The organism is Dyella sp. 2RAB6, assembly GCF_052115385.1.
Lineage (GTDB): Bacteria > Pseudomonadota > Gammaproteobacteria > Xanthomonadales > Rhodanobacteraceae > Dyella_D.
Map to the genome: position 1 here is coordinate 25,658 of NZ_JBFRGP010000013.1, position 21,017 is coordinate 46,674.

At 66.9% G+C, this 21,017-nt stretch carries 15 protein-coding genes; 13 read left to right on the forward strand and 2 right to left on the reverse strand.

Translation table 11 applies throughout. The annotated features are described in order from the left end of the window. Nucleotides 1–888 carry a LysR family transcriptional regulator gene (locus AB4083_RS16880; protein WP_441609245.1) on the reverse strand — a complete coding sequence of 296 codons (888 nt, stop codon included), beginning with the start codon at nucleotides 886–888 and terminating at the stop codon, nucleotides 1–3. A gap of 103 nt (nucleotides 889–991) precedes the next feature. Between AB4083_RS16880 and AB4083_RS16885 the strand changes: the two genes are divergently transcribed. After that, entirely contained in the window at nucleotides 992–1,831 is an 840-nt protein-coding gene (locus tag AB4083_RS16885) for an NAD(P)H-binding protein (protein WP_441609246.1), read from the forward strand. A gap of 58 nt (nucleotides 1,832–1,889) precedes the next feature. After that, complete coding sequence (locus AB4083_RS16890; protein WP_441609247.1) at nucleotides 1,890–2,174, forward strand: DUF6150 family protein; 285 nt, start codon at nucleotides 1,890–1,892, stop codon at nucleotides 2,172–2,174. Here the strand turns inward: AB4083_RS16890 and AB4083_RS16895 are convergent. Continuing rightward, complete coding sequence (locus tag AB4083_RS16895; protein WP_441609248.1) at nucleotides 2,166–2,696, reverse strand: SPOR domain-containing protein; 531 nt, start codon at nucleotides 2,694–2,696, stop codon at nucleotides 2,166–2,168. The genes AB4083_RS16890 and AB4083_RS16895 overlap by 9 nt on opposite strands. Before the next feature lie 192 nt (nucleotides 2,697–2,888). On the opposite strand from AB4083_RS16895, the gene AB4083_RS16900 reads away from it, so the two are divergent. From AB4083_RS16900 to AB4083_RS16950, 11 genes are all read left to right on the forward strand, one after another. Further along, nucleotides 2,889–3,881 (forward strand): sigma-54 interaction domain-containing protein, encoded by a 993-nt coding sequence (locus tag AB4083_RS16900; protein WP_441609249.1) that lies wholly within the window; start codon nucleotides 2,889–2,891, stop codon nucleotides 3,879–3,881. A gap of 690 nt (nucleotides 3,882–4,571) precedes the next feature. Next, nucleotides 4,572–7,007 carry a di-heme oxidoreductase family protein gene (locus tag AB4083_RS16905; RefSeq protein WP_441609250.1) on the forward strand — a complete coding sequence of 812 codons (2,436 nt, stop codon included), beginning with the start codon at nucleotides 4,572–4,574 and terminating at the stop codon, nucleotides 7,005–7,007. A 693-nt stretch (nucleotides 7,008–7,700) separates the two neighbouring features. Next, a complete protein-coding gene (gene tssC, locus AB4083_RS16910) occupies nucleotides 7,701–10,064 on the forward strand; it encodes a type VI secretion system contractile sheath large subunit (RefSeq protein ID WP_441609251.1) in 2,364 nt (787 codons plus the stop codon). 53 nt (nucleotides 10,065–10,117) lie between these two features. Next, the gene (locus tag AB4083_RS16915) at nucleotides 10,118–10,684 is read left to right on the forward strand and encodes an Hcp family type VI secretion system effector (RefSeq protein WP_441609252.1); all 567 of its coding nucleotides are present in this window, start codon (nucleotides 10,118–10,120) and stop codon (nucleotides 10,682–10,684) included. 201 nt (nucleotides 10,685–10,885) lie between these two features. Next, nucleotides 10,886–11,278, forward strand: a complete 393-nt coding sequence (locus AB4083_RS16920; protein ID WP_441609253.1) for a hypothetical protein — start codon at nucleotides 10,886–10,888, stop codon at nucleotides 11,276–11,278. Next, a complete protein-coding gene (gene tssF / locus AB4083_RS16925; RefSeq protein WP_441609254.1) occupies nucleotides 11,275–13,098 on the forward strand; it encodes a type VI secretion system baseplate subunit TssF in 1,824 nt (607 codons plus the stop codon). The genes AB4083_RS16920 and tssF overlap by 4 nt, the downstream gene beginning before the upstream one ends. After that, a complete protein-coding gene (tssG, locus tag AB4083_RS16930) occupies nucleotides 13,062–14,183 on the forward strand; it encodes a type VI secretion system baseplate subunit TssG (RefSeq protein ID WP_441609255.1) in 1,122 nt (373 codons plus the stop codon). Before tssF ends, tssG begins: the two co-directional genes overlap by 37 nt. Next, on the forward strand, nucleotides 14,180–16,762 hold the full coding sequence (locus AB4083_RS16935) for a contractile injection system protein, VgrG/Pvc8 family (RefSeq protein ID WP_441609256.1): 2,583 nt from the start codon (nucleotides 14,180–14,182) through the stop codon (nucleotides 16,760–16,762). The genes tssG and AB4083_RS16935 overlap by 4 nt, the downstream gene beginning before the upstream one ends. A gap of 7 nt (nucleotides 16,763–16,769) precedes the next feature. Then, nucleotides 16,770–19,358: a DUF2169 domain-containing protein gene (locus AB4083_RS16940; RefSeq protein ID WP_441609257.1), complete on the forward strand. Its 2,589-nt coding sequence runs from the start codon at nucleotides 16,770–16,772 to the stop codon at nucleotides 19,356–19,358. Further along, complete coding sequence (locus AB4083_RS16945) at nucleotides 19,355–20,434, forward strand: pentapeptide repeat-containing protein (protein ID WP_441609258.1); 1,080 nt, start codon at nucleotides 19,355–19,357, stop codon at nucleotides 20,432–20,434. Before AB4083_RS16940 ends, AB4083_RS16945 begins: the two co-directional genes overlap by 4 nt. Next, nucleotides 20,434–21,015 carry a DUF3540 domain-containing protein gene (locus AB4083_RS16950; RefSeq protein WP_441609259.1) on the forward strand — a complete coding sequence of 194 codons (582 nt, stop codon included), beginning with the start codon at nucleotides 20,434–20,436 and terminating at the stop codon, nucleotides 21,013–21,015. Before AB4083_RS16945 ends, AB4083_RS16950 begins: the two co-directional genes overlap by 1 nt. Nucleotides 21,016–21,017 lie beyond the last annotated feature (2 nt).

Genomic DNA, 21,017 nt, shown 5'->3' on the forward strand with positions numbered 1-21,017 from the left:
TCAGTCGCGCAGGAACTCCACCAGCGCCCGCACCTTCGGCGACGAATTCAAGCGCGCCGGATACAACGCAAACAGCTCCACCGGCTCCGGCTCCCACGCCGGCAGCAGGCGCACCAGCTGCTTCTTCGCCACCGCCTGCGCCGCACCGTGCCGCGCCAGGATCGCCACGCCCGCGCCATCCAGCGCGAGCTGATGATTGATGGTGGGGTCGGGTACGGACAGGCGCGCTTCCACGCGTACTTCCTGCGTGTCCTTGCCGCGGCGCAGGCGCCAGGTGGTCTGTTCGGCCGGTTGGCCCGAGGGGCCGCAGGCGGTGATCAATGCGTCGAGCTGGCTCAGGTCCGCCGGCACCTTTGGCAGCTTCTTTCCCTTGAGATAGGCCGGGCTGGCGTACAGGCCGAGATGGATGGTGGCGAGCGGGCGCGCGAGCAATGACGAATCCTCCAGCGGGCCGGGACGGATCAGCACGTCGAGGTTGGCCTGCTGCGGCGTCGACTCGCCGGCGGTGATCTGCAACTGCACGCGCAGTTCCGGATAGCGTCGTGCGAATTCGGCCAGTCGCGGGCCGAGGATGAAGCGTGCGAATGCCACCGGCGCGCCGATGCGCAGGCGGCCGCGCGGCACGGCCTGCATGGCGCCGATGGACAGGTCCGCAAGCTCCGCTTCCTCGATCACGCGGCGGCAGCGCTCCAGGTAGATCTCGCCGGCTTCGGTCAGCGCCATGCTGCGCGTGGTGCGTTCGAGCAGGCGCACGCCCAGGCGCTGTTCCAGTGCCGCGATGGCGCGGCTGACGCTGGATTTGGGTACGCCGAAGTGCGCCGCGGCGGCGGTGAAGCTGCGCGCCTGCGACACCTGCACGAAGTATTGCAGCTCGTTGAGGTCGATCATGATTGTTGCACCCTTGCAACAGAGCGTTGCGAAACGACAGATTGTTCCATTGTAGGGCGATCCCTATCGTTATCGCACTCCCCACCACAACAAGGCAACGGACATGTATCTGGTCACTGGCGCAAGCGGCAATATCGGCGGCTCGATCGCGCGGCAATTGCTCGAAGCGGGACACCCGGTGCGCGTGTTTGCGCGCGATCCGGCCAGGCTGGGCGAGTTGGCCGAGCGGGTCGAGATCGCCCAGGGCGATTTCAGCCAGCCCGACAGCCTGGGCGCGGCGGCGCTGGGCACCAGGGCGGTCTTCCTCAACACCGGACCGAATCCGTCACAGCTGCCGGCGCTGCTCGCGGGGCTGAAGGCGAATGGCGCGCCGCGGGTGGTGTTCCTCTCCAGCATCCTGGCCGGCGATCCGGCGTTCCTGCTGGGGCGGATGCATCGCGCGAACGAGGATGCGCTGCTCGCCTCCGGCCTGCGCACCACCGTGCTGCGGCCCACCGGCTTCATGACGAATACCTTGCGCTGGGCCGATTCGATCCGCGCCGATGACGTGGTCTACAACGCGATGGGCAGCGGCAAGGCACCGCCGATCGCGCCGGAAGACATCGCCGCGGTGGCGGTGCGCGCGCTGCTCGATCCGGCGCTGGCAGGACAGACGCTGGAACTCACCGGCGGCGAACTGCTGAACGTGCCGGAGCAGGTGGAGATTCTTTCCGGCTTGCTCGGCCGCACGTTGCGCAGCGTGGACGTGAGCATCGAGCAGACGGTGCAGGGCCTGGTGGCCACGGGCATTCCGGAGCCGCTGGCACGCGGCATCGCGCAGTCGCTGGAGGCGGTGCGCGACGGGCGTGGCCGGGCGATGACGCCGACGGTGGAGCAAATCACTGGCGCCGCGCCGCGCACGTTCCGCGCCTGGGCGCATACGAACGCCGCGCACTTTGCCTGAGTGCGGTTGACGCCAACCGCGCCGCGCTGCAATGTCTCGCCCTCGCGTAGGGGGAGACATGGCGCGGATCTATGTGACGGAGACGATGGGCGAGGCCGAGGTGCGCGTGGCGCTGGTCAGCGCGCGTGGCATTGCCGACCTGTGGGTGTGCCGCGTTTCGTCGTGGGGCCTGGCGGTGGGCGACGAGCGCTGGTTCTTCACGCCGGATCGCCAGTCCGCCACCAAGCGCGTGTTCTTTACCTCGCAAGGCATGGCCCAGATCACCGTGTGCTTCGTCGCGACCCTGGGCGAAGCCGGTTGGCGCGATCCGGCGCGGGCGCGGCCGGGCCTCTTTTCACGATGAGGGCTTGGCTTCCGGCAGTTTGATGACCGGCGTGCTGGCGAGCTTCAGCACCGCCTGCACCCGCGCCGCCGCATCCTGCGCTGCAGCAGGCGAGGGGAAGCGGCCAGCGGCGAGCACCGTCCAGGCAGCACGGTTGGGATCGACGGCGGCGATGCGCAGCAGCGGCAGGCCCAGTCCCTGCGCCGCGCGTTCGAGCGCATCCGCATCGCCGGCATCGACGAACTGGCCCAACTGCAATGCATAGGCGGGTTGTCCGGGTGCCGGCGCCGCTGCAGTCACGTCGCTGGTGACCAGCAAGGCGTTGGTGGACACGACGCTCGCGGCGGTGGCCGGCGTGGTGGCGGAAGCGGCCGTCGCCGCTGCCGCAGGAACGTGCGGCACGGCAGGCGCTGGTGGATCGCGCCAGCGCGCGGCGAACGCCTGCATCGGCGCGCGCCAGTCATCGGGCGCCATCATGCCGCCGGCGAAGGCGAGCGCGCCGAACAACAGGATCAACAAGATCAAGCCAAGCTTGGCGAACATGGATGAACGGCCCCCTGCCGCATCGAAATGCACACGTCTTCACATGAAAAAGACATTTCGCCGGGAAGACGCGCTGCTTCTGCGGTTTTTTCCTGGCGATTGCATATTGCGGTCGCGCACAGCGAGGGGCAACATCCGCGGTCCGGGGAGTCGCATGGAGAACATGACGCGATGCCCCGTACAGGGGGCGTCATGGTCGATATCGCGGAGTCCAACTTGCTTGGATCTTCGCCGCAGTTCGCTCACGTCATTGCGCAGATACGCCGTATCGCGAAATTCGATGTGACCGTACTGATCGGGGGAGAGACCGGCACGGGCAAGGAATTGGGGGCAAGAGCAGTGCACTACTTGAGTGCGCGCGCATCCCGCCCTTTCATCGCCGTCAACTGCGGCGCGCTGGCCGATTCGCTGGTGGAAAGCGAACTGTTCGGACACGAGCGCGGCGCTTTCACCGATGCACGCCAGGCCTCGCCTGGCTTGGTCAGCGAAGCCGAGGGCGGCACTCTGTTTCTCGACGAGATCGACACGCTCTCGCCGAAGGCGCAGGCCTCGCTGCTGCGCTTCCTGCAGGACGGCACCTATCGAAGAGTCGGCGGCACGCAGACGCGCTCGACCGACGTGCGCCTGATCGCGGCCAGCAACGGCAACCTCGACGAACTGGTGAAGTCGCGGCAATTCCGCCGCGACCTGCTGTATCGCCTGAAGGTGATGCCGCTGGTGATGCCGCCTTTGCGCGAACGCGGCGGCGACGTGCTGGAACTGGCCGAGGCCTTTCTCACGCGGCTCAACCGCCAGTACGGCGCGCAGACCTCGCGCAAGCATTTCGACCCGTCCTTTCTCAGCTCGCTGCAGCGCTACAGCTGGCCCGGCAACGTGCGCGAGCTGGAGCACTTCGTGCAGCGCGAGTACCTGATGTGCGAGGGCCAGCTGATCAAGGGCGGCCCGCCGCAGGACCTCGCCGAACCGCCGGCGAAGACCGGCGACGACGCCGTCTTCAAGCAAGCCAAGGCGCGCGCGATCGCCGATTTCGAGCGCAGCTACGTGGCCTCCGCGATGGCGCGGGCCCGGGGCAACATCACGCAGGCGGCGCGCATGGCCGGGCAGGATCGCAGTGCGTTCAGCAAACTGGTGAGCAAGTACAGGCTCGCTTCCGTGATCGGACAGGAGCAAGATTCCGGCGAGTGATGCCATCCATCGGGCGGGGCGGGCGAGTGACTGGTCATTCCGTACGTGTCGTGGCTGATGCTATCGCTCGCCATCTGGCGGGGAGTCCGGGCTGTGCGGATTCCGCCGAGGGGGTGCAGCAGTGGTGGCTGCGGCCGGTGGGGGTCGAGGTTCCGCTGGAGCTGGTGCTTGAGGGCTTGCGGGTGTTGGAGGGGGAGGGGGTGATCGAGTGTCGGCAACTCGGGACGCGGGAGATCTGGCGCCTGCGGCGTGGGGCGGACTGAGGTTCGCTTTCTGGTGGCGGCCCGCAACGGTGTCGTCCCATAAAGCGCGTTTAAGCACACGGCTTGTTCGCGCACCCATCATTCGGATGGTTCGGCTCGGAACCTCCACGCCAGGTGCATGTTGACTTCCATGTATGCAGATCTCCTCGACGCCGCACAAAATTCAGCGGTTGCTGAAGCACTATCCCGCCGCTTCGAATCGCAATGGCGTGATATCCATTAATACCCCGCATCGCGCATGACAAGCACGTATTCCCGGTGACCCGAATTGCCCGGAGAGAACAGCCGTCCTTCGGGCCATCTCATGTGCTTTATCGTTTTGAAGCAGCGCCAAGAAAATGTGCAAGGATCAACAGAAGTAGCGCCTCTCATTAAATAGCATTCCCGTCATTGGCTGCACGATATCAACGCGTCCAGGGAGTGCATCTTGAATAAGAAATCTCTTCTCCGGTTTTCACCATTCCAGGTGACCGCGAGCGCTTTGGCGATCCTCGCCGGCGGCGTGTTGCTGGCTGCCTATGGTGGCGAGTCCCATGCTGGCAATGCCATGACGACGGGGACAAATGCCTCGCCAGTCCTGCTCGCAACCTCGCCGTTTCCATTTCCGCGTGATGGCACGGGAATGGTGCCCTTGTGGCCCGCATCACAAGCGCCCATCGAATCCATTCAATTCACCCTGCCGGACGGCACCCTGGTTACTCGCTTCGGCCTGGTGGGCAGGAATCGCCATGCTCGCGAACGTGGTGAGGCCTGGAATGAACTGGGCTACGGGCCCAATGACACGGTCGACGCCAACGGCAATCCTTTAGACAAAGGGCCCGGCCATTATCTTGACTTCGTCAAGAACTATTTCAAGAACCGCACGTGGGGTGTCGAAATCATCGACAACAGCCGCGTAGCTGGTGTCGCCGTGCCGAGCTTGCGCATCAACAATTATTTTCTGGAGGCGCAGCGGGCGGGGGGGCGTTCGTTCTTTCATCGCTTTGACAGCCCCAACGTGACCGGTTTCGGCTGGATGTCACCGGGGAAACTGAAGGACCCCAAGCTCTATGGTGTCGATGCGGCGAACTGTCCCGTGGTACCCAGGCCGCCGAATGGGGCTCTGCTTCGTCCTGACACCATTCTCAATGATGGTTGCAGCGCCACCGTCGATAGCTTTCCGGGCCACGATGCGCTGAGCGCCGACGCCAACGGCGTGCTCGTCGCCAGCAAAAACGTTCTTGGCGCCACCCGGTTTTATGATTACGCCGTGACGAATGGCGTGACCGGCGTTGCCGTCGCCGGAACGAATGTCCCCGGACGTCGACTGAAAGTGGGCGATGCCGTCGAGTTCACTCAGGCGTTCTTTTCAACGCCGGAGGCGATGCTGGCCGTGGGCGACAACGGGGCCTTTCACTACTACACCACCGAAGTGACCTACGTGGTGGGAGTCGGCTTGCGCCCCTGGTACGGCGTGCAGCCGCGCTTGAACAGCGCCCCGCTGCCGGACGAGACCTTGCAGGGCGGCATCGGCTCGGTGTCGTACGATTACAGCGACGGCAGTACGTTTGTCTTCCAGCAGCCGCAGAACAACATCGGCATGCAGGACATCCAGCGCTTCGTCGAAGGCCGCCGACTGCTCCATAGCAATATGACGACCGGTGAACACAATGAGCCGGGCAATGATCGCGATACGGCGGTCGTGGGGCTGCAGGGTCCGAGCTTCAATCAGTCCTCATGCTTCGCCTGCCATGTCAACAACGGTCGCGGCCCCGCACCGGCGGCGCTGAGCCAGCGGCTGGACCAGATGGTGGTCCGTGTGGCGACGATCGATGCAAAGGGTCAGCAGTTGCCGGATCCGAACTACGGCGTGACGGTCCAGATGAACGGCTATGACGCCCATGGCAAGCTGGTGGACCTGGGCGACAGCGTGCGTGTCGGAGGTTTCGATACGCACAGTGTGTCGCTGGCTGACGGCACGGCGGTCGAGCTGCGCAAGCCTACGCTGTCTTTCGCTGGCCCGGTGCCATCCGTCGCCTCGCTGCGCGCCGCCCAGCCCATTGTCGGCATGGGATTGCTCGAAGCCATTCCCGAAGCCGACATACTTGCGCGCGTTCGAGCCACGCCCGACGAGGATGGCGTCAAAGGCCAGGCGAACTTCGTGTTTGATCCGGACACAGGCGTGGTTCGGCTGGGTCGTTTTGGCTGGAAGGCAGGCAAATTCAGCCTGCGCCATCAAACGGCCTCTGCCTTGCTGGAAGACATGTCGGTGACCACCACGATCTTCCCGAGCCTGGATTGCCTGTCGGGTCCGGCCACGTGCAAATCGGCGCCGCCCGACAAGGGCCTGCTTGACGCCGACCTGCTGGCGATCTCGCGTTACCTCGCCCTGGTGGCGGTCCCCGCGCAGCGCAGTATCAAGAGCGGCTTCCCGAAGGGGGTATCGCCGCTGCCGCATCTCGATGTCGATCCGGACCATGTCGCTGCCGGCGCGGCCGTGTTCCAGGCGGTGCGCTGCGCCAGTTGCCACACGGCTCAGATGACGACCGGTTCCGGCCACGAATTCCAGGAGCTGCGCGAGCAGGCGATCAAGCCCTATACGGACCTGCTCCTGCACGACATGGGTCCGGATCTGGCGGACAACTATGCCGAAGGACTTGCGAGCGGCAAGATGTGGCGTACCCAGCCACTTTGGGGCATCGGTTATACCGAGCGGGTCATGGGCACCGGCGGCAGTGTCGGATACCTGCACGACGGGCGCGCCCGGACACTCACGGAAGCGGTGATGTGGCACGGGGGCGAAGCCGAGCGTGCGCGGCAGCGCTTCAGCGCGCTTTCCACGGCAGATCGTCAGGCGTTGCTGGCGTTCCTGCAGTCGCTTTGACAGCTGTCGCCAACGGCAAGTCGTGCCGCGAATAGCACCTGTCCGGCACGACTTGCGGCCATCGAAAGTGAAGTCCGGTGATCGGGTGGATGTTGTCGCATCCGCTCGACACCGGGGCAAGTCGTCGCGCAGCGCCGGCTATTAAGCAGTCCTGTTTCGGCCAGGAAGTAAGCGCCGGTGCCGACACTCGCGATCCGTGTCGCCTTGGTTGCGACACTACTGATCGTGCCGACCTCTTTCGGCCTCGTCATCGACGGGATCGCGCCTCCGACAATCATCGATGTATCTGGCGCAGCCTTGCTCGTGAGCTTGGTGCCCACGGATATCCACCAGGCATTTGCATGCCACGAGCCGACAAGGCGTCGCGCTCATCGCACGATGGCGCGCGCCTGACGAGGCAGGTGTGCAATTCCGCACACGGCGTGATCTTTATTGCTCGCCCCCACAGCGCACTGCATTCCCATCGTCGATTCAAAACTTTGCGCATGAGTCAGCGCATTTGATGCCATCCATCGCCGTGCGAAAAAATACACGCCGAGCCGTGCAAACAGCGCAGGCATCACCTCAAGAACCGCACTGCATCGCCATTCCTCCCCGTTGGCACGCCTTTTGAATCGTCCCTTTCGCAACGCGTGCGGCAGCGTTCGAAGCGATAAGGGACTTTGCAGCCGCCCAACGAAACGAGGCCTGTACATGACTGTCGAGAGCATTCAACAGAAGCTGCTGCGCGTGCGTCCGCCGCGTGTGCGCATCACGTACGACGTCGAAACGGGCGGCTCTAGCGAGAAGGTGGAGTTGGCCTTCATCGTCGGCATGTTCGCCAATCTTTCGGGCGAGCTGGATGCCAGCGAGTTGCCGGCCTTGAAGGACCGGCGCATGCGCGATATCGACGCCGAGTCGTTCGACAAGATCCTGGCCGACAGCTCGCCCATGATCAAACTCAACGGCATCGCGGACACCATCGCGGGGCAGGGCCGGGTGCTTTCCGGCGAACTGCATTTCGCGGCGCTGGCGGATTTCGAGCCGCTGGCGGTGGTCAATGCGGTGCCGAGCCTGCGCCAGCGCTATGACGCGCGGGCGGATCTGCGCTCGCTGCAATCGATGGCCGAATGCAATGACGCGCTCGGCGCCTTGCTCGATCGCGCCACCACCGACGGGGCGGGGATCACCGCCTTGAAGGCGGCGTTCGTCGCCACGGCGACGGACAACTGGGCCGGTGCCGCGGTCGATGCCAAGGACAACCCGCCGCCGAATGCGGCGGGCGCCGATATTCCGGTGGCGCTGGTCAGTTTCCTGACCGCGCAGATGGCCGGCAACGCGCAGGCTGCGGCCGCGGCCAAGCAGGCTTCCGATGCGGCTGCTGCTGCGTCCGCCAGCTCGACGGCGAATATCAAGACCACGGCGGACGCGCTGACCGCTGCGCAGAAAACCGCGAGCGACGCCGCCACCGCGCTGCCCAAGGCGCAGGACGCCGCCAGCAAGGCCAAGGGCGACGATGCGGTCGCCGCGGCCAACAAGGCGGTGGTCGATGCGAGCAAGGCAAAGAACGATGCCGATGCAGCTGTGCTCGCCGCGCAGGCGCAGGCCGATGCCGCGAGCGAGCTGGCCAAGCGCCAGGCGGCGCTGGCGGCCGACCGTCAGCAGGCCTTCCTGGCGATCGATCCGCTGAGCAAGGCGCGCCGGCTGGCCGGGCGCTTCACCAACGAAATCCTGCTGCCGCTGGGCAACAACGATCTGCACCAGGTGGCGCTGGGCGCGAATGGCCTGATGGACGAGCGCGCCGGCGGCATCGACGTGCAGATCGGCGGGCAGCTCGATGTGATCCTGCACAGCAAGTCGTTCAAGGATCTGGAAGCGACCTGGCGCGGGCTCTACTACGTGGTGTCGCGTACCGAAAGCGGCCGCCTGCTGAAGCTGCGCGTGTTCAACGTCGGCATGGACGATCTGCGCAAGGAGCTGGAGAAGGCAGCCGATTTCGATCAGAGCTGCATCTTCAAGATGATCTACGAGGCCGAGTTCGGCACCTATGGCGGCTCGCCGTACAGCCTGCTGCTGGGCGGCTACGAGTTCGACCATTCGCCGTCCAGCATGTCGCTGCTGACCAATATGACCAAGATCGCCGCGTCGGCGCATGCGCCGTTCCTGGCGGCGGCGGCGCCGGGGCTGTTCGGCCTGGACGGCTTCGACAAGCTGGCCAAGCCGCGCGATCTCAGCCAGCTGTTCGAATCGCCGGAGCTGGCGCAGTGGATGGAATTCCGCGGCAGCGAGGACTCGCGCTACGTGGCGCTGGCGCTGCCGCATATCCTGCTGCGCCTGCCGTACGGCAAGGATGCGCGTCCGGCCGAGGGCCTGCGCTACGAGGAGACGGTGACCGGCGCCGATGGTCCGGACAACAACGCTTTCCTGTGGGGTAATGCCGCCTATGCGCTGGCCGAGCGCATCACCAATGCATTCGCGATATACCGCTGGACCGCGGCGATCCGCGGCGTGGAAGGCGGCGGCCTGGTCGATGGCTTGCCGGTGTTCACCTACCGCGACGATGCCGACCTGGTGAACATGATCTGCCCGACCGAGGTGTCGATCACCGACCGTCGCGAGAAGGAGCTCAACGACCTGGGCTTTATCGCGCTGTGCAATTGCAAGGGCACCGGGCAGGCCGCGTTCTTCGGCGGCCAGACCGCCAACCTGCCGCGCCAGTACATCAGCGACGAGGCGAACGCCAACGCCAAGCTCTCGGCGATGCTGCCGTACATCCTGGCCGCGTCGCGCTTCGCGCATTACATCAAGGTGATCATGCGCAAGAAGATCGGCGCCTTCCTCACCCGCGGCAATATCGAGGCCTACCTCAACAGCTGGATCGCGCAGTACGTGCTGCTGGACGACAACGCCTCGCAGGAGGTGAAGGCCAGCTATCCGCTACGCGCGGCGCAGATCACCGTCACCGACGTGCCCGGCTCGCCCGGCTCGTACAAGGCCACGGTGTTCATCAAGCCGCACTTCCAGCTCGAAGAACTCACCACCTCGATTCGCCTGGTGGCGGATCTGCCGGCGGGCTGACGCCAAGCGCAGCCCTGATCTAGCACGCCACCCGATATACACCTGGAGCGACCATGGACCTCATACTTCTGCAACCCGGCGACTCGTCGATCTTCGGCGGCCCCAATGGCTGGAAAGGCGGCGGCAGCCTGATCGACGACCAATGGCGCGACGAGGTGCTCAAGCTCGGGCAGTGCCTGGAGCTGGTCTCGGTGCACCAGGGCATGAAGCAGCAGATCACCACCGATGTGAGCAATTCGGCGCGCACCTCCGGCCGCCCGATCATCACCGAGTTCACCTGCGTGAAGTACGTGGACAAGACCTCGGTGAAGTTCTACGAGTATTGCCTGCGCGCACAGCCGCTGGGCAAGGGCGACAAGAACCCGACCAAGATCTACATCGCGCGCAACTCCGGCGACAAGACCGCCAACATCCTCACCATCGAGCTGCGCGACGCGATCATCAGCGAGATCCAGTTCCAGTCCAACCCGGACGACATGCCCACCGAGCAGTTCAAGCTCAACTTCACCGAAATACTGTGGACCTACACGGTGCAGGAAGCGGACATGAATACCTCGGGCAACCTGGCCTCGGGCTGGAGTATCGCGCGCAACCGTCCGATCGGTCAGTTCACTACCTGAGCGTAGAAGCCCTTCTCCCCGTTTACGAATTTGTGCACGGGGAGAGGGGTTGGGGTGAGGGTACGGGCGGAGTGGTGCGTTGCAACTCCGCCCGCACCCTCATCCGGCTGCCGCCACCTTCTCTCCCACGGGGACTACCTTCGGGTCGCCGATGGGAGAAGGGTTTCACTTAGGTACCGAGTCACTAGGCGGGAGATGGTCGTGCAATTCCTGATGGAGCGGCTGGTCAATCGCAGTGAGCCGGGCATGGGCAAGGCGCGGCCGTTCGACCCGATCGGGGCGGTGGCGGCGCAGATCCAGCGCATCGTCGAATGCCGGCCTTATGTGGCCATCGGTGGCGCACGGGTATGCGACTTCGGCATGCCGCCGATCGTCGATACCGGGATCGGGCTGCCGGACCATGAACGTTTTGGCGCGCGCCTGCTGGAAGCGATCGCGCGCTTCGAACCGCGCCTGCGCGCGCCACGCCTGGAATGGCTGGCGACGGGCAGTGCGATCAAGCCGTATGCGCTGGTCGTGCACGGCATCGTGCAGGTGGAAAACCAGTCCAGCACGTTCCGTTTCGAACTGCCTTGCCCGGATGACCTGGCATGAATGCCGACGCGCCCCGCCTGAAAATGTGGTTCGAGCAGGAGCTGGCGTCGCTGCGCGACGAGGCGACGGATTTCGGCGCCTCCTTCCCAGCCATCGCCAAGGCGCTGGAACTGAGCGGCGGGCGCAGCAGCGATCCGCACGTGGAGATGCTGGTGCAGTCCTTCGCCTGGATGGCGGGCCGCCTGCGCTACCAGCTCGAAACCGACCAGGCGGTGCTGCCCAATGCGCTGATGAGCCTGTTGTACCCGCATCTGGAGGCACCGCTGCCGTCGATGCTGGTAGGGGAGATCGAGGTGCGCCCGGACGGCGCCAACTTCGTCCACGGCGCCACCCTGGAGCGTGGCCGCTATGTCTACGCGCTGGCCACCAACGAATTCGGCCAGCAGGTGCGCTGCCGTTTCCGCACCTGCTACGACACGCCGCTGTGGCCGCTGAAGATCACCCATGTGGAGTCGATGGCGGCCAACGCCTATCCGCTGGACCCGAACGATACCCGCACCGCATCCATCCTCAGCGCCAGCATCACCAGCACGGGCAAGGAGCCGGTGCACGCGATGCAGATGAAGTCGCTGCGCTTCTGCATCCACGCCGACCACAAGCTGGCTTATTCGCTGTACGACGGGCTGGCCATGCACCTGGTGCGCATGGCGGTGCGCGTGCGCGCCACCGGCGAATTGCGCTATCTCGATGCCGCCCAGCTGCAATGGCGCGGCTTCGATGACAAGGAGGCCGTGCTCGGCGCCAACCCGCTGACCCATCCGGGCTACCGGCTGGTGCAGGAATACTTCGCCTTCCCGCAGAAATTCCTGTTCTTCGACGTGACCGGCATGGACCTGTCCGGCGTCGACAAGGACTTCGAGCTGCTGTTCCTGCTCGACGTGCCGCCGTCGAAGGACCATCACTACGACCGGCATCTGCTGCGCCTGAACTGCCTGCCGCTGATCAACCTGTTTCCGCAGCGCATCGAGCCGTTCGTGCTCGACCAGCGCCAGTACGAATACCGCCTGGTCGCCGACGAGCAGAACCACCGCTATTGCGAGATCTACAGTCTGGACGAGCTGGTCTCGATCCGGCCGGACCGCAGCCCGCGGCCGATCGCGCCGTACTTCGCGCTGGACGAGATGCAGCGGCTGGACAAGATCGACTACTTCTACGCCAGCCGCCGCGAGGTCAACCAGACCGGCGCGGTGCATGGCACGGAAACCTTCGTGTCCTTCCTCGATCCGGAATTCGACACCGTGCTGCCGGCGGAGGAAATGATCGGCGGTACCGCGCTGTGCACCAACCGCCGCTTGCCCTCGCAGCTGGTGGTGGGCACCACCTTGTATCTGGAAGGCGCCGGCCCGGTGACGTCGCTGCGGGTGGCGTGCAAACCCACGCCGAACCAGCCGCCGCAGATGGTGGGCGAGCGGCCGTGGGCGCTGGTGTCGCAACTGTCGCTCAATCATCTGTCCCTGGTCGACGGCCAGCGCGGCCCGCCGGTGCTGAAGAACATGCTGCGCCTGCACGTGGGTCCGGCCAGCCTGACCGGTTACCGGCAGATCGACGGATTGCGCGCGATGTCGACCCGGCGCGTGCAGAAACGCATGCCGCGCCGCGATGCCTGGCGCGGCTTCGTCGATTGCCTGCAGGTGCGCCTGCAGGTGGACCTTGGCCATTTCGAAGGCGGCAGCGCGGTGTTGTTCGGCAGCGTGCTGCACCGTTTCCTGGCGCTGTATGCGGAGGTCAATACCGTTATCGAACTGATTCTCGAATCTTCCGACCGCCGAGGAGAGCTCAAGTCATGGCCACCCCTGACTGGCGCACAGGTGAGCCTCTAGCCGACCGGCTGCTGCGGCGGCCGGCCAGCTTCGATTTCTTCCAGTGGGTGCGGCTGCAGTCGTGGCCGCGCAGTGTTTCCGCGCGCCGCGACGGCGCGCGCTTCGTTTCCTCGCGCCTGCGTTTCCGCGGCGAGATGTCGCCGGTATTCCCGGGCAGCGAGATCTCCAAGGGCCGCCTGCGCGAGGAGCGCGGCCTGGCGGCGGAGGATGCGCGGCTGGAGCTGTTCGTCGCCAACTTCGCCTTGTCGGGCGTGCTCGGTCCGCTGCCGGACAGCTTCGCCGACTGGGCGCGCCAGCGCCTGGCCGAACGCGATCCGGCGATGACCGAATTCCTGGACATCTTCAATCACCGGCTCAGCACGCTGCGCTACGAACTGAAAGCCGCCAGCGTGCCGGCGTTCGACGCGGTGCGGCCGCAGGACACGCGCCAGGCCGATGCGGCCGGCGCCTTGATGGGCCTGTCGGCGTTCGAAGGCGAGGGCGCGGCGATCCTGGCGCGCCGCGTGCCGGTGCCGCGCCGCGCCCTGCTGGCCATGGCCGGCCTGGTGGCGAACGGGCGCAAGAGCGCGGCGCAGGCGCAGATCGTGCTGGGCGTCTATCTGCAGGCAAGGGTGCAGGTGCAGGCGCTGGTCGGTGCGTGGCGCGATATCGAGCAGCGCGACCACACCTTGCTCGGCCGGCGCACGCTGGGCGACGGCGCGCCGCTGGGGCGCCGCGTGTGGGTGAACCATGCCGCGATCGGCTTGCGCATCGGCCCGGTGCCGTATGCGCGCCTGTGCCTGCTGCTGCCCGATCGCGCGCACTTGCCGAGCGGCGCGCACGACGCGCAGTTCGGCGTCGGCTATCGCGGCCTGGCCGCGATGGTGCATTACCTGTTCGATCGCCACGTCGATGCGGTGATCACCATCGAGTTGGACGAAGCGGATATTCCCGCCGCATGGATGGGCAGGCCGCGCCGCCTCGCCGGCTTCGGCAGCGGCCATGGCCTGCGCCTGGGCCAGACCGCCTGGGTCAGCGGCCGTCCGGAGCGCACGCGCGAAGTGACGTTCACCATCCGCGCCGACGACGTGCAGGAGGCCGCATGAGCGCGCTGCCCACCGACACCGCCGGCCGTACCGCGATCCAGCCGATCGGGCACCAGGGCCAGGCCGATTCGCCGCTGCTGTACCTGCATTGCGGCATCGCGCTTTCCGGCAACCGCTGGCTGGCCGACGAGACCTTCCGCCTGCTGTCCTTCGAGGGCCAGGAGTCGGTCTCCGAGCCGTTCGATTTCCAGCTGCAGCTGCGCGGCAATACCGATCCGAAGCTCAACCCACCCCTGACCTTCGATGCGCTGATCGGCCGTCCCGTCACGGTGGGCTTGAACCGCCCGGTGGAAGGCCAGGCGCCGGACGCCGCCGCGCGCTTCGCGCAGGCGCTGCGCACGGGCTCGGCGCCGTCGATGACTTTTTATAACGGCATCGTCGGCTCCTTCGCCGTGGACGAGCCGGGCGTGTACCGCGTCGGCATGAAGCCCGCGCTGTGGCGCCTGAACCTGACCAACCGCTACGAGGTGCACGCGCAGATGAGCGTGCGCGACGTGATCGCGGACCTGATGCGCAAGCACTACATCGATTGTTCGCTGGATGCGGTATCGGGCGAGGACAATATCGCCATCGCCCGCGTGCAGGACTGGCTGCAGGCCGGCGAAAGCGATTTCGAATTCCTGCGCCGGATCATGTCCAAGGCGCATATCTATTACTACTTCAAGCACACCGGCAACGGGCATACGGTGGTGTTCGCCAACCGTCCGGCCTATCTGCCGGCCTTCGATCGTCCGTTGCGCTACACCTATACCGCGCTGGACGAGCTGGGCATGCAGCAGGACGACGTGGTGTTCCAGTACAGCTACCAGCAATCGCTCACCAGCAGCGGCGTGAGCGGCCGTTTCGCGCACCAGGAAAACGCGCCGGACGAGGATCCGATCCCGACCTTCCAGACCTTCGGCGCGTTTACCCCGGCCGATCCGGGCGAGTTGCCGTTCAACCAGTACCGCACGTATCAGTACGGCATGAGCAGCGGCACCGTGCGCGAGTACGTGCGCACCACCGCTTCCACGCTGGCCGCTTCCGGCCGGCAGCTCAGCGGCAGCAGCACCTGCGCGGGTTTTCGCGTCGGCACCCAGTTCACCATGCGCGGCGACATGGCCGAGGGCATGTCGCCCGCACCGGTGCGGCCGTCGCTGGAAAACAAGGCCTTCGTGCTGAGCAAGGTCACCCACCAGGCCACTGCCGACGGCGGCTATACCAATCAGTTCGAGGCCACCGACGCGGCGGCGATGCTGACCGTGTTCTCGGTGCAGGACACCCAGCAGGGCGGCATCCTGGCCAAGGTGGTGGATATGGCCGGGCGCGGCCCCACCGACTGGCGCTACTACGAGCCGGCCAATTTCGATCCGGCCACCAGCCGCCTGCGCGACAGCCAGGCCGCGCCGCCTTATCTGATGGCCAAGGGCGTGTACGTGCAGTTCTCCAGTCCTGGCGCGCCGGGCGGGCCGGTGTGGGTGAAGCTGTCGGCGAGCATGAATACGGTGCCGGAGATCGGCGCCACCGTGCTGGTGACGCGCGCCAACGACGAGTCGGAACTGCCGGAGGTGCAGCAGCTGATCGCTCCCAACGGCAGCCTGGTGGTGACGCCTTCGGGCTGGACCGCCAACACCCATGTCGGCAGCAATTACTCCACCAGCTATGGCGACGGGCAGAGCATCCGCTTCGGCCTGCACTCGGCCTACAACCTGGACCGCGCGGTGGGCATCGTCAACGGCGCCTACGAGAGCGGGCAATACCGCGATACCAGCTATTCGCAGGGCGGCAGTTACAGCTACTCCACTTCGGAGAATGGTGCCTCCGGCCTGCTCAGCCGCTCCGAATCCTACGGCAGCACCTACAACACCATGGAAGCGGCGGTGACCTGGAGCAAGAGCACGATCGGCGACAGCACCAGCTACAGCACGATCACCGGCGATACCTATGCGGAAGACACGGTGGAGGGCACCTCCACCCGCATCACCACGCAGAACATCGTCAACGGCGTCACCACCACGGCGATGCAGAGCAACCTCTCCACCACCGGCATCAACAACGGGGTGGAGACGACGGGCATGACCACCACCCTGTCCAGCACCGGCCGCAGCGCCGCGGTGTCGCTCATGGGGCTGGCCGACCAGGTGTCGCTCACCGGGGTGCGCACCGAGACCTCGGTCACCGGCAGCAGCGACAGCACCAATGTCACCGGCATCTCCGAGCAGATCTCGGCGACCGGCAGCAGCAGCACCATTTCGGCGACCGGCATCGCCAGCCAGACCAACGTCACCGGTGCCAGCACCAATATCAACGTGACCGGCATCAGCACCGGCATCAATGCCACCGGCAGCAGCACCGAAATCGGTGTGACCGGCAGTACCACCCGCATGAACGTGACCGGCATCAGCACCGGCATCAACGTCACCGGCGAAAGCACCGAGATCGGCGTGACCGGCAGCGAGACGCGCATGAGCATCCACGGCTCGTCCAGCACGGTGGACATCACCGGCGTGGGCACCCAGGTGACCATTGCCGGCGCGCGCATCTCGATGGAAATCGTCGGCCTGAGCGTGTCGATCCCGGTGATCTATATCTACGTATGAGGCGCGCATGAAGATCGTCAAACCGATGACCCTCGGCCTGATGCACCGCCCGTACCGCTGGCAGGGCCGGGACCGCCTGCTGGTGGCGACGCTGGGCTTCTTCGAGCTGGGCGGACGGCCGGATGCCTTGCTGCGCGACAACCTGCAGTGGCGCAAGGTGATGTCCGCGCTGCCACCCGGCCGTCCGCTGGACGAGCTGATGCCCAAGACGCGCGGCGAAGTACTGCTGGCCGGCAGCGCGCACGCGGCGAATGGATTAGCCGTGACCGAGCAGATGGTGCGCCTGGCCGTGGGCAGCGTGGACAAGCGGCTGCGCGTGGTCGGCGACCGCCAGTGGATGTACGGCATGCTGCCCTGGCTGCAGGTGACCGAGCCGCTGCCGTTCACCCAGATGCCGTTGAGCTGGAACCGCGCCTACGGTGGCGCAGGCCATCCGGCCAACCCGGAAGGGCGCGGCTATGCGCGCAATCCGCTCGCCGCTTTCTTCGGCCGCAACCACGGCGACATGCCCAATCTCGAAGCGCCGCAGCACCCCGTGCGCGGGCCGCGGCGCCGTTATGCGCCGGCCGGTTTCGGCCAGCTCGACGTGGGCTGGACGCCGCGGCGGCAGTGGATCGGCAGTTACGGGCGGCGCTGGCGCAGCGAAGCGTATCCAGGCCTGGCCGACGATACGCATCCGGAATTCTTCAACGCCGCGCCGCTGGACCAGCGCATCGAAGGTTTCTTTGCCGGTGGCGAGGCGTATCGCCTGGAAGGCATGCATCCGCGGCTGGCCGTGATCGAAGGGGAGTTGCCCGCGTTCCGGCCGCGCGCCTTCGCCCACCGCGTGGGGCAGCCGGCGGATGTGGCCGAAGAGGTCGCGCTGTCGTTCGATACCGTGTGGTTCTTCCCCGATGCCGAACTGGGCGTGACCATCCACCGCGGCGAGATCGACGTGGAGGACAGCCTGGCGCTGGACGTCGAAGCGCTGATGGTGGCCTACGAGCACGCCGACGATACGCCACGGCCGCTGTCCCACTACGGCGAAGTGCTGGCGCTACGGCTCAATCGCGATACCGCCGCGCGCCACGTATTCAACGAAGCCCAGCTCACCCCCGAGCCCGACGCAGCCTTGCGCGCCGCGCGGCAGACGGAAGCGCAGGAAGAACAGCAGCGCCGGGTCGCCGTGCGCGCGGCGCGCGAAGCCGGGCTCGCTGCCGAGTTCGAAGCGGCCAACGGCATGCCCGCGCCGCCGCCGGCAGCGCCACCGCTGGCGGTGGAGCTGCCGGTGCCGGGCGAGGCAGCGGTCCGCCGCGGCGATTTCGATCTGAGCGCCACCCTCGATGCGGTCGACCGCATCGGCCGCGAGGCGCGCGAGCAGGCGCAGGTGCGGCGCGAGGAAGCCGCGGCGCAACTGGCGCAGTTGCCGCCATTGCCGCCGGCCGTGCCGACCACTACCGAGGAAGCGCTGGCGCGCGCGGCGGGCCAGGGCGGTACGATGGGCGCGCTGGGTGAATTCGGTGCACTGGCCGGGGTGCCGCCGGTGGCGGTGGACCAGATCCACGAACTGCAACGCAAGGGGCGCCTGGCCTCGCCGCAACCGAGCGTGCCGGGCCTGCCGCTGCAACCGGACGTGGCCACGGCAATCGGGCAATGGCTGCTGCTGCGCGTGCGCGAAGGCGGCTCGCTGCGCGGTTGCGATCTGGCCGGCGCGGATCTGCGTGGCGCCATGCTGTCCGGCGCCGACCTGCGCGGCGCGCTGCTGGAAGCTTCCGACCTGCGCGGCGCCCAGCTCGACGGCGCGGACCTCAGCGAAGTGGCGCTGACCGGCGCCAGCATGGATGCGGCCAACTGCGCCGCCGCCTGCTTCGACGGCGCCAACCTGGCGCGCACGCGGGCGCACGACGCGATATTCCGCGGCGCCAGTTTCGCCGGTACTCAGGCCGGCGATGCGGACTGGAGCCGCGCGGACCTGGCCGGCGCGCGCTTCGAGCGCTGGATCGCGCCGAACATCGTGCTGGAAGGCGCCAACCTGGAACACGCCACGCTGGCCGATTGCGTGCTGCTGCACGCCAAGGCCGACGGCAGCCGCTGGGCGCATGCGGCCTGGCAGCGCACGGTGGCGCTCGGCTCCAGCCTGGCCGGCAGCGACTGGCGCGAGGCGACGCTGTCGCGCAGCGTGCTGATGGAATGCCGCCTTACCGACAGCCATTGGGCCGGCGCGGACCTGGCCCGCGTGCAGGGCGGCGGCGGCGCCGACTGGTCGCGCGCCGACCTGCAGCGCGTGCGCGCCGACCACAGCAGCTGGCGCGGCGCCAACCTGGCCGATGCCAACCTCGCCGAGGGGCAGTTCCGCGAATGCGATTTCAGCGGTGCGCGCCTGTCGCGTGCGGTGCTGGAACGCACCTTGTTCTACCGCTCGCTGTTCATGGGCGGGGAACTGACCGGCTGCCACGCAGAGGCGGCGGACTTCTACCAGGCCATGTGCCGTCGCGCGGATTTCCGCGAGGCGGACCTGCGCGAGGCGAACTTCGTGCAGGCCGAATGCGCCGAGGCGCGCTTCGATCATGCGCGGCTGGAAGGCGTGCGGCTGGAGCCCGGACGGAGATTGCCATGAGCGACGCGGCAATCAGCTGGGATGACATCGCCCACCTGCAACGCCTGGGGCGTCCGGTGAACGGTGTCGACCTCGGTGTGCTGGACGGCAGCGGGCGCACGCTCGATGCGCTGCTGTTCAACCAGGTCACCTGGCGTGGTGCCTGTCTGCGCGGCGCCCGCCTGCAACATGTGAACTTCATCGATTGCGATCTGCGCGACGCGGACTTCGGCGGCGTGACCATGGAAGGCTGCAGCTTCACGCGCTGCAAGCTGGGCGGCTCGCGCTGGCATCACGCGAACCTGCAGCAGTGTTCATTCGCGCTCGCCGATCTGTCCGCATCGACCTGGACCAAGGCCGAAGTGGCCCTGTCCGCCTTCACCCAGACGGACCTGCGCTTGGCGAGCTTCGCGCATGCCGTCCTGCATCGCACGGTGGCCACCCAATGCGACGTCGCGGGCCTGGTGCTCGCCCACGCGACGCTGGCGCAGGCGGTGCTTCCCGGCGTGGACTTCCGCGTCATCGACGTAACCGGCCTGGTCGCGCAATCGGCGGTGCTGCAAGGTGCCCGTTTCGATGGCATGGACCTGCGCGGGCTGGTGCTGCAGCGCTGCCTGCTGGAAAGCGCGAACTTCACCGGTGCATGCCTGGACGGCGCGGATCTGCGCGAAGCGAATCTGCGCCAGGCCGTGCTGGCGCATGCCAGCCTGCGCGAGGCCAGGCTCGACAACGCACTGCTGCTCGAATCGAACTGGAACGAGGTGGATGCGGCCGGCCTGTCCTGCGAAGGCGCGCTGTTCCAGTCCGCCGAACTGCGCAAGGTTGCACTGGCGCGCGCGCGCGCCACCGGCAGCGTGTGGGATCACGCGCGCCTGGCCGATGTGGATTTCGGCCGCGCCGTACTCAGCTACGCACGCTTCGACCACGCCGCTGGCGAGCGCATCGGCTTCCGCCACGCACAGCTGGACCACGCCAGCTTCCACAACACCCGCTTTGTCCACGCCGACCTGCACGCGGCGCATACCAAACGCCTGCGCGGCACCTCGTCGCCCCGCCTCGCCGCCGAGGCCCGCGCCCTTGCCCTGGAGATCGCCTGATGTTCGCCGCCCGCCAAGCCAAACCCGCTCAAGCCGTTGCCAACCAGGCCGCCGCCCACCAGGCGCATGCCCCCACCTGGTTCGAGGCCACCGTCCACGATGCCGCCGGCCGCGATAGCTGGCGGCTGGACGATGGCCGTTCCGCGCACCAGGCGGTGTCCTGCGTGGTCACGCCGCAGCCGGGCGACCGCGTGTTGCTGGTCGCCACCGCCGACGGCGATTGCTTTGTACTGCACGTGCTGGCGCGCGCCGAAGGCGGCCGCGCCACGCTGGCGGTGCCGGGCGCCGAGGCGGTGTCGATCCGCCAGGCCGAGGTGGATATCGCCGCCACCCGCAGCATCGCACTGCGCGCCGGGGACGGCGTGGAAGTGACGGCCGTGCAGGGCACGCTCGCGCTCAACGGGCGGCAACTGTTCGCCTGTGCCGCCGAATCGCTGGTGCAGACCGCGCGCACCTACGTCGGCCAGGTCGAGCAGTTCCTGCTCGATGCGCGGCAGTTGCTGCGGCTGCATGGCGAGCAGGCCATGATCACCGCGCGGCAGGACGCCAAGATCGATGCCGAACGCATCAGCCTGGGGTGAGG

Coding starts and splice junctions, on each gene's coding strand:
- AB4083_RS16880 (WP_441609245.1), bottom strand. CDS start 888: ATGATCGACCTCAACGAGCTGCAATACTTCGTGCAGGTGTCGCAGGCG.
- AB4083_RS16885 (WP_441609246.1), top strand. CDS start 992: ATGTATCTGGTCACTGGCGCAAGCGGCAATATCGGCGGCTCGATCGCG.
- AB4083_RS16890 (WP_441609247.1), top strand. CDS start 1,890: ATGGCGCGGATCTATGTGACGGAGACGATGGGCGAGGCCGAGGTGCGC.
- AB4083_RS16895 (WP_441609248.1), bottom strand. CDS start 2,696: ATGTTCGCCAAGCTTGGCTTGATCTTGTTGATCCTGTTGTTCGGCGCG.
- AB4083_RS16900 (WP_441609249.1), top strand. CDS start 2,889: ATGGTCGATATCGCGGAGTCCAACTTGCTTGGATCTTCGCCGCAGTTC.
- tssC (WP_441609251.1), top strand. CDS start 7,701: ATGACTGTCGAGAGCATTCAACAGAAGCTGCTGCGCGTGCGTCCGCCG.
- AB4083_RS16915 (WP_441609252.1), top strand. CDS start 10,118: ATGGACCTCATACTTCTGCAACCCGGCGACTCGTCGATCTTCGGCGGC.
- tssF (WP_441609254.1), top strand. CDS start 11,275: ATGAATGCCGACGCGCCCCGCCTGAAAATGTGGTTCGAGCAGGAGCTG.
- tssG (WP_441609255.1), top strand. CDS start 13,062: ATGGCCACCCCTGACTGGCGCACAGGTGAGCCTCTAGCCGACCGGCTG.
- AB4083_RS16935 (WP_441609256.1), top strand. CDS start 14,180: ATGAGCGCGCTGCCCACCGACACCGCCGGCCGTACCGCGATCCAGCCG.
- AB4083_RS16940 (WP_441609257.1), top strand. CDS start 16,770: ATGAAGATCGTCAAACCGATGACCCTCGGCCTGATGCACCGCCCGTAC.
- AB4083_RS16945 (WP_441609258.1), top strand. CDS start 19,355: ATGAGCGACGCGGCAATCAGCTGGGATGACATCGCCCACCTGCAACGC.
- AB4083_RS16950 (WP_441609259.1), top strand. CDS start 20,434: ATGTTCGCCGCCCGCCAAGCCAAACCCGCTCAAGCCGTTGCCAACCAG.